Origin of the sequence: Streptomyces sp. NPDC006510 (assembly GCF_040611955.1) — a bacterium.
Lineage (GTDB): Bacteria > Actinomycetota > Actinomycetes > Streptomycetales > Streptomycetaceae > Streptomyces.
In genome coordinates this window covers 23113-31399 of record NZ_JBEXPH010000099.1, presented here as the reverse complement: position 1 = coordinate 31399, position 8287 = coordinate 23113, and the positions used below count along the sequence as shown (strand labels likewise).

At 70.1% G+C, this 8287-nt stretch carries 6 protein-coding genes; all 6 read right to left on the bottom strand.

What is annotated here, in order from left to right; translation table 11 throughout:
• The coding region (locus tag ABZY11_RS26525) for a flavodoxin-dependent (E)-4-hydroxy-3-methylbut-2-enyl-diphosphate synthase (RefSeq protein ID WP_356481539.1) at window positions 1-380 on the bottom strand (380 nt) is incomplete at its 3' end.
• Between the two features lie 180 nt (window positions 381-560).
• Window positions 561-1871, bottom strand: coding sequence for a site-2 protease family protein (locus ABZY11_RS26520; RefSeq protein WP_356481538.1), 1311 nt, complete (start codon window positions 1869-1871; stop codon window positions 561-563).
• Window positions 1868-3121: a 1-deoxy-D-xylulose-5-phosphate reductoisomerase gene (gene dxr, locus ABZY11_RS26515; RefSeq protein WP_356481537.1), complete on the bottom strand. Its 1254-nt coding sequence runs from the start codon at window positions 3119-3121 to the stop codon at window positions 1868-1870. Before dxr ends, ABZY11_RS26520 begins: the two co-directional genes overlap by 4 nt.
• Window positions 3122-3197: 76 nt before the next feature.
• Complete coding sequence (aroA, locus tag ABZY11_RS26510) at window positions 3198-4445, bottom strand: 3-phosphoshikimate 1-carboxyvinyltransferase (RefSeq protein ID WP_356481536.1); 1248 nt, start codon at window positions 4443-4445, stop codon at window positions 3198-3200.
• 81 nt (window positions 4446-4526) lie between these two features.
• Window positions 4527-6473 carry an acyl-CoA dehydrogenase family protein gene (locus ABZY11_RS26505; protein WP_356481535.1) on the bottom strand — a complete coding sequence of 649 codons (1947 nt, stop codon included), beginning with the start codon at window positions 6471-6473 and terminating at the stop codon, window positions 4527-4529.
• Window positions 6474-6810: 337 nt separating this feature from the next.
• Window positions 6811-8256: an aldehyde dehydrogenase family protein gene (locus ABZY11_RS26500; protein WP_356481534.1), complete on the bottom strand. Its 1446-nt coding sequence runs from the start codon at window positions 8254-8256 to the stop codon at window positions 6811-6813.
• Window positions 8257-8287: the final 31 nt, after the last annotated feature.

The window sequence follows — 8287 nt, the reverse complement described above, 5'->3', positions numbered from 1 at the left end:
TTGTCGTCGAACTGCTTGATGTTCCCCGGATTCACCCGCACCGCCGCACAGCCCGCGTCGATCGCCGCGAACACATACTTCGGCTGGAAATGAATGTCCGCGATCACCGGGATCTGCGACTTCCTCGCGATCACCGCCAACGCGTCCGCGTCGTCCTGCGTCGGACACGCCACCCGCACGATCTGGCAGCCCGACGCCGTCAGCTCCGCGATCTGCTGCAACGTCGCACCGATGTCCGACGTACGCGTCGTGGTCATCGACTGCACCGACACCGGCGCGTCCCCGCCCACCGCAACCGACCCGACCTGGATCTTGCGGCTGACCCTCCGGTCGGCGAGCTTGGTCGGAACAGACGGAATTCCGAGAGAAATCGCAGTCATGCGCTGAGCATCCCCAAGGTGTGGATCAAGGTCCCGAGATCGGCGGGCTCCGGACTTCGAGGTTACGGCACCGACGACGGCCCGGAGCACACCGCGTCCGGGAGCGCCACACAAAAGCGACGGCCCGGACACACGCTGTGTGCCGGGCCGTCACTCGTGGTGCACGGGCTGGTCGCTTGGTCAGGAGATCTTGACCGGATTCACGATGTCGGCGACCAGCACCAGCAGCGTGAAGCAGATGAAGACACCGGCGACGACATAGGCGACCGGCATCAGCTTGGCCACGTCGAACGGGCCCGGGTCGGGGCGCCTGAAGACCCGCGCCACATTGCGGCGCAGGGCCTCCCAGAGCGCTCCGGCGATGTGCCCGCCGTCGAGCGGCAGCAGGGGCAGCATGTTGAAGAGGAACAGCGAGAGGTTGAAGCCCGCCAGCAGGAACAGCATCATCGCGATCTGGTTCGTCGCCGGGACGTCGAGCGTCATCACCTCGCCCCCGATCCTGGCGGCGCCGACCACGCCCACCGGGGAGTCGGCAGCTCGCTCGCCGTCGCCGAAGGCGGCGTCCCACAGGCCCGGGATCTTGGACGGGAGGGCGATGATCGAGTCGACGCCGTTCTCGATCATGTCTCCCATGCGGACGACCGAGTCACCGAAGGAGAGCGGCACGATCTCGGTCTGGGCCGCGAAGCCGAGGTAGCCGGCCGGTACGAAATCCCCTGGGATCACCTCGCCCTTGGAGTCCTTCTTGGCGACCGAGTTCGTCTGGAGCACGGCGTGCAGGGTCTTTTCCTGGCCGTCGCGCCGGACGGTGATGGTGGCGGGGCCGATGGTTGCGCGGATCTTGTCGGAGAGCGTGGCCCAGTCGTCGACCTTCTGTCCGTCGAAGGCGACGATCGTGTCGCCCTTCTTGAGCCCCGCCGCCAGTGCGGGCGAGACCGGGTCGGACTTCTTGCACTTGTCGCGGTTCTCGCTCTGGTCGATCACGCACTTCTGGACACCGGCCACCTCGGTGGTCTGGGTCTGGAAGCCGAAGGTCATCGCCACACCGAGGAAGATCGCGACGGCGAGGACCAGGTTCATGAACGGTCCGGCGAACATGACGATGACGCGCTTCCACGGCTTGCGCGTGTAGAAGAGGCGCTTCTCGTCACCCGGTTCGAGCTCTTCGAAGGCGGCGGACCTGGCGTCCTCGATCATGCCGCGCCACGGCGAGGTGGACCGCGCCTCCAGGCGCCCGTCCTCTCCCGGCGGGAACATGCCGATCATGCGGATGTAGCCGCCGGCCGGAATGGCCTTGATCCCGTACTCGGTGTCGCCCTTCTTCCGCGACCAGATCGTCGGCCCGAACCCGACCATGTACTGGGGGACGCGGATGCCGAAGAGCTTCGCGGTCGACAGGTGCCCGAGCTCGTGCCAGGCGATCGAGAACAGCAGACCGATGGCGAAGACGACGATGCCCAGAATCGTCAACAGGACCGTCGTAATACTCATGCGCGCGCCTCCGCTGTCGCTTTCGCCGAGAGTTCACGGGCCCGGGCGCGTGCCCAGGTCTCCGCTTCGAGGACGTCTGCGACCGTGAGCGAAGTTCCCGTGGCGGGGGAGCCGTGTTCGGCCACCACCGCGGTGACCGTATCCATGATTCCGTTGAACGGCAGCTGTCCAGCGAGGAATGCGTCGACGCATTCCTCGTTGGCGGCGTTGAAGACGGCCGGTGCGGTGGCGCCGAGCGTGCCGACATGTCTGGCCAGACCCACGGACGGGAAGGCCTCGTCGTCGAGCGGGAAGAACTCCCAGCTGGACGCCTTCGACCAGTCGAAGGCGGGGGCGGCGTCCGGGACGCGCCGGGGCCAGCCGAGGCCGATGGCGATCGGGCCGCGCATGTCGGGGGGCGTGGCCTGGGCGAGGGTGGAGCCGTCGGTGAACTCCACCATGGAGTGAACGTACGACTGGGGGTGGACCACGACCTCGATCCGGTCGAACGGGATGTCGTAGAGGAGATGGGCCTCGATGACCTCCAGTCCCTTGTTGACCAGGGTGGCGGAGTTGATCGTGATGACCGGTCCCATGGCCCAGGTCGGATGGGCGAGCGCCTGCTCGCGTGTGACGTCCGCCAGTTCGCTCCTCGTCCGTCCCCGGAAGGGGCCGCCGGAGGCGGTGACGACGAGCTTGCGTACGTCGGCACGGGTGCCGGCGCCCAGTGCCTGGAAGAGTGCGGCGTGCTCGGAGTCGACCGGGATGATCTGGCCGGGCTTCGCCAGCGCCTTGACCAGCGGGCCGCCGACGATCAGCGATTCCTTGTTGGCCAGCGCGAGGGTGCGGCCCGCTTCGAGCGCGGCGAGCGTGGGGGCGAGTCCGATCGAGCCGGTGATTCCGTTGAGCACGGTGTGGCAGTCGCTCGCCGCGAGTTGTGCGGCGGCGTCGGGCCCTGCCAGGATCTCGGGGAGCGGCTCGCCCGTCCCGTACTGCTCGCGCAGCGCCTCGCGGAGGGCCGGTACGGCGTCCGGTGCGGCGACGGCCACGGTACGCACCCGCAGTTGCCGCGCCTGCTCGGCGAGGAGGGCGACCCGTCCGCCCGCGGCGGAGAGCCCGGTGACGCGGAAGCGGTCGGGGTTGCGCAGTACCAGGTCGATGGCCTGGGTGCCGATGGATCCGGTGGAGCCGAGGATGACGAGATCCCGGCGGCCTTCCGCTGCGTCGAAGACGAGGTGCGGGTCGGCGAGGGGGGCAGGGCTGTCGCTCATGCCCCCCATTGTTGCCGCATCGCCTGTGCGCGTGGACAGTGCGTCCCGCACACCGGGTGGGCGGGCGCCGAACACCCTAGCTGTTGGTGAGTTCCGCGAATCCGGCGAAGGCCTCGTGGAATCCCGGGAACGTCTTCCGTACGCAACCGGGGTCGTCGAACGTGATGCCCGGCACCCGCAGGCCGGTGACGGCGAACGACATGACGATGCGGTGGTCGCCGTGGGTGGCGATCTCGGCGGGGCGGGGGGTTCCCGGCCGGATCTCGATCCAGTCCGGGCCGGTGCCGACCGTGATGCCCATCCGCCTCAGGTTCTGGGCGCAGGCCTCCAGCCGGTCGCACTCCTTGACCCGGGTGTTGCCCACGTCCTCGATGCGTACCGGCCCCGACGCGAAGGGGGCGATCGCGGCCAGCGTCGGCATGGTGTCGGAGATGTCGCGCATGTTGACGGTGAGGCCCGCAAGGGTTCCGCCGGAGCGGACGGTGGTGGACTCCGCGGTGGTGTGCACCTCGGCGCCCATGCGGCGCAGCACGTCGACGAACCGCAGGTCGCCCTGGAGCGCGTCGGTGCCGAGGCCGGGGACGGTGATCTCACGGCCGGTGAGGGCCGCCGCGGCGAAGAAGTAGCTCGCGGTGGAGGCATCGGGCTCGATGGCGTACGTGGTGGCCCGGTAGCCGCCGGGCGGCACGGTGAAGACGTTGTCGTCGTGGCCGTCGCGGGTCACCTCGACGCCGAAGCTGCGCATCATCGCGAGGGTGATCCCGATGTACGGGGCGGAGACCAGGTCGGTGACGGTGATCCGCAGCCCCTTCGCGGTCAGCGGTCCGAGCATCAGCAGCGCGGTGAGGTACTGGGAGGACTCCCCCGCGTCCAGGGTGAGTTCGCCGCCCTCGATTCCGGACGCGGCGATCCGCAGCGGGTGATGGCCCTCGGCCCCGTCGTGGCGCAGGTCGACGCCGAGTGTGCGCAGGGCCTCGGTGAGCGGGGCGAGGGGGCGGCGGCGCATCTGTGCGGAGGCGTCGAAGCGGTAGTCGCCACGAGTGGCGGCCGCGGCGAGGGTCGGCAGGAAGCGGGCCGTGGTGGCGCCGTCGCGGCAGTAGACGTCGACGTCGGTGACGGCGGGGCCCTCGGGGCGGCCCTCGATGTGCCAGCGGTCCGCCTCCCGCCCGACCCGGTAGCCGAGGCGGGTGAGGCCTTCGGCGAAGCCCTCGGTGTCGTCCGAGCGCAGGGGCCGTACGAGGGTGCTGGTGCCGTTCGCGGCGGCGGCCAGGAACAGGGCACGCGCGGTGACGGACTTGGAGCCGGGGATGTGGGTGACGGTCACGGGTCGTCATCCTGCCGCACCGCGCGCCGCCGGGCGGGGCACGTCCGGTGAGTGGACGTGCGCCGCCCGGCGGCCGGTGGTTCAGCGGACGGTGCGGTGGACGTTCTCCCGGGCGGACGGCCCCGGGGTGGCGTCGGCGATCCACGGTCCATCGCCGCTCGGGTCGATGACGCCGTCCTCCAGCCAGGTGTACGCGCCGGACAGGATGCCGTCGACCAGGCGCCGGTCCAGGTCGTCGGTGTTGGACCACAGACGGGTGAAGAGTTCCTCGACGCGGACGCGGGACTGGTGGCAGAACACATCGGCGAGCCGGTAGGCCTCGCGTCCGTGGTCGCCCGAGGAGCGCAGCAGTTCGGCTCGGACGCAGGCGGCGCTCATCGCGAAGAGTTCCGCGCCGATGTCGACGATCCGGCCGAGGAAGCCCTGCTTGGTCTCCATCCGGCCCTGCCAGCGCGACATGGCGTAGAAGGTGGAGCGTGCGAGTTTCCGCGAGGAGCGCTCGACGTAGCGCAGATGGGTGGACAGGTCGGGGTGGCCGGGCTGGTTGAACTCCCCGTATGTACGGGGGAGTTGTCCTGGTCCCGCGACGAGCTTGGGCAGCCAGCGGGCATAGAAGCCGGCCGCGTTCGCGCCCGCCTTCGCCTTGGCGGAGAGGGGCTTGTCGGGGTCGATGATGTCCCCGGCGACCTTCAGATGGGCGTCGACGGCCTCACGGGCGATCAGCAGATGCATGATCTCGGTCGAGCCCTCGAAGATCCGGTTGATCCGCAGATCGCGCAGGAGCTGTTCGGCGGGGACGGCCCGCTCGCCGCGGGCGGCGAGGGAGTCGGCGGTCTCGAAGCCGCGTCCGCCCCGGATCTGGACGAGTTCGTCGGCCATCAGACAGCCCATCTCGGAGCCGTACAGCTTGGCCAGGGCCGCTTCGATACGGATGTCGTTGCGGTTCTCGTCCGCCATCTGGGAGGAGAGGTCGACCACCGCTTCGAGTGCGAAGGTGGTCGCGGCGATGAAGGAGATCTTGGCGCCGACGGCCTCGTGCCGGGCGACCGGCCTGCCCCATTGCTCACGTACCCCGGACCACTCGCGGGCGATCTTCAGGCACCACTTCCCGGCGCCGACGCACATCGCGGGCAGCGAGAGCCGTCCCGTGTTGAGCGTGGTGAGGGCGATCTTGAGTCCGGCGCCCTCGGGGCCGATGCGGTTCGCGGCCGGGACCCGGACCCGGTGGAAGCGGGTGACGCCGTTCTCCAGCCCGCGCAGGCCCATGAAGGCGTTGCGGTTCTCGACGGTGATGCCCGGGGAGTCCGCCTCAACGACGAAGGCGGTGATACCGCCCTTGTGGCCCTCCGACTTCGGTACCCGGGCCATCACGACGAGCAGGTCGGCGACGACGCCGTTGGTCGTCCAGAGCTTCACCCCGTCGAGGATGTAGTCCGGCCCCTCCGGGACGGCCGAGGTGGCGAGCCGGGCCGGGTCGGATCCGACGTCCGGTTCGGTGAGGAGGAACGCCGAGATGTCGGTACGGGCCAGCCGGGGCAGGAAGGCTTCCTTCTGCTCCTGGCTGCCGAAGATCTTCAGCGGCTGCGGCACACCGATGGACTGGTGGGCGGAGAGCAGCGCGCCGATGGCCGGGCTCACGGAACCGACCAGGGCGAGGGCCTTGTTGTAGTAGACCTGGGTCAGGCCGAGACCGCCGTACTTCGGGTCGATCTTCATCCCGAGCGCGCCGAGTTCCTTGAGGCCGCTGATCACCTCGTCGGGGATTCTCGCCTCGCGCTCGATCAGGGCACCGTCGATCGTCGTCTCGCAGAACTCGCGCAGCCGGGCGAGGAACGCCTCGCCGCGCCGGACGTCGTCCGCGGGCGGCATCGGATGCGGATGGATCAGGTCGAGCCGGAAGCGCCCGAGGAAGAGTTCCTTGGCGAAGCTCGGCTTGTGCCAGTCCTGTTCGCGCGCGGCCTCGGCCACTTGGCGCGCTTCACGCTCGGTGACCCTGGGCGTGTTCTTCGGTGCGGATGGTGCGGACATGAGGAGCTCACCTCGCCGCTTTGTGGGTGGGCGGACGCGGCCGGTCCGCGCGGAGCGCGCACGGGCGCCTGCCGAGCCGTACCAACCGGTGCTACTTGTCCTGATGTACCCGATTACCGGCACTCCCACCATCCCCCGGACGCCGATCGGGTCGGGGGCCACTCCACTGGACAGCCCCGTGGTGACAGGCCGGTCGGGCCATGAGCGGGGCGGGTGAAGCAGAAACGGCCGGAGCCCCCGCACAGTGGGCTCCGGCCGTTCATCTGCCGCCTGCTGTCGTGCTGTCCAGGCGGATCACAGGCGGCGCTGGTGGATCGGTCCGATCCTGTTCACGGACCTACAGGGCGAGGCCGGTGAGGACCAGCACGCGCTCGTAGGTGTAGTCGTCCATGGCGTAGCGGACGCCCTCACGGCCCACGCCGGACTGCTTGGCGCCGCCGTACGGCATCTGGTCCGCGCGGTAGGAGGGGACGTCGCCGATGATCACGCCGCCGACCTCAAGGGCGCGGTGGGCGCGGAAGGCGGTCTGCAGGTCGTGCGTGAACACACCTGCCTGCAGGCCGTACTTGGAGGAGTTGACGGCCTCGAACGCCTCGGCCTCGCCGTCCACCTTCTGCACGGACAGCACCGGTCCGAAGACCTCCTCGCAGGAGAGGGTGACGTTGTCCGGGAGCTCGGCGAGCACGGTCGGCGCGTAGGTGGCACCGTCCCGCTTGCCGCCGGTGAGCAGCTGGGCGCCGGCCTGCACGGCCTCGTCGACCCAGGACTCGACGCGCTTGGCGGCGTCCTCGCTGACCAGCGGGCCGACGTCGGTGGTGGCGTCCGACGGGTCGCCGGTGACCTGGGCCTCGACGGCCGCGACGATCTTCGGGAGCAGCCGGTCGTAGACCGAGGCGTCCGCGATGACCCGCTGCACCGAGATGCAGGACTGGCCGCCCTGGTAGTTGGAGAAGGTCGCGATACGGGTCGCGGCCCAGTCCAGGTCCTGGTCCGAGGCGTAGTCGCCGAGGACGACCGCGGCGCCGTTGCCACCCAGCTCCAGGGTGCAGTGCTTGCGCGGCACCGATTCCATGATCGAGTAGCCGACGGGGCCGGAGCCGGTGAAGGAGATGACCGGCAGGCGCTCGTCCTGGACCAGGGCGGGCATGCGGTCGTTGGGGACCGTCAGCACGGACCACGAACCGGCCGGCAGGTCGGTCTCGGCCAGCAGCTCGCCCAGGATCAGCGAGGAGATCGGGGTGGCCGGGGCGGGCTTCAGGATGATCGGCGCACCGACGGCGATGGCCGGGGCCACCTTGTGGGCGCTCAGGTTCAGCGGGAAGTTGAACGGCGCGATGCCGAGGACCGTGCCGCGCGGGAAGCGACGGGTCAGGCCGAGGCGGCCGGTGCCGCCGGCGTCGGTGTCCAGGCGCTGGGCGTCGCCGCCGTTGAAGCGGCGGGCCTCCTCCGAGGCGAACCGGAACACCGAGACGGCGCGGCCGACCTCGCCGCGGGCCCACTTGATGGGCTTGCCGTTCTCGGCGGAGATCAGCTGGGCGATCTCCTCGGTGCGCTCCACCAGACGCCGTACGACGTGGTCGAGAGCGGCGGCCCGGACGTGGGCCGGGGTCGCGGCGAACTCCTCGCGCACGGCGTGCGCGGCCGCGACGGCCTCCTCGATCTGGGCGTCGGTCGGCACGCTGACGGTGCCGACGAGACGGCCGTCCCAGGGGTTGGTGACGTCGAAGCTGTCCTCGCCGGTGGCCTGGCGGCCGGCGAGCCAGAAGGCGTGGGTGGAAGTCATGGAGGTTCCGGCCCTTCGGAGCGGTGGGGGT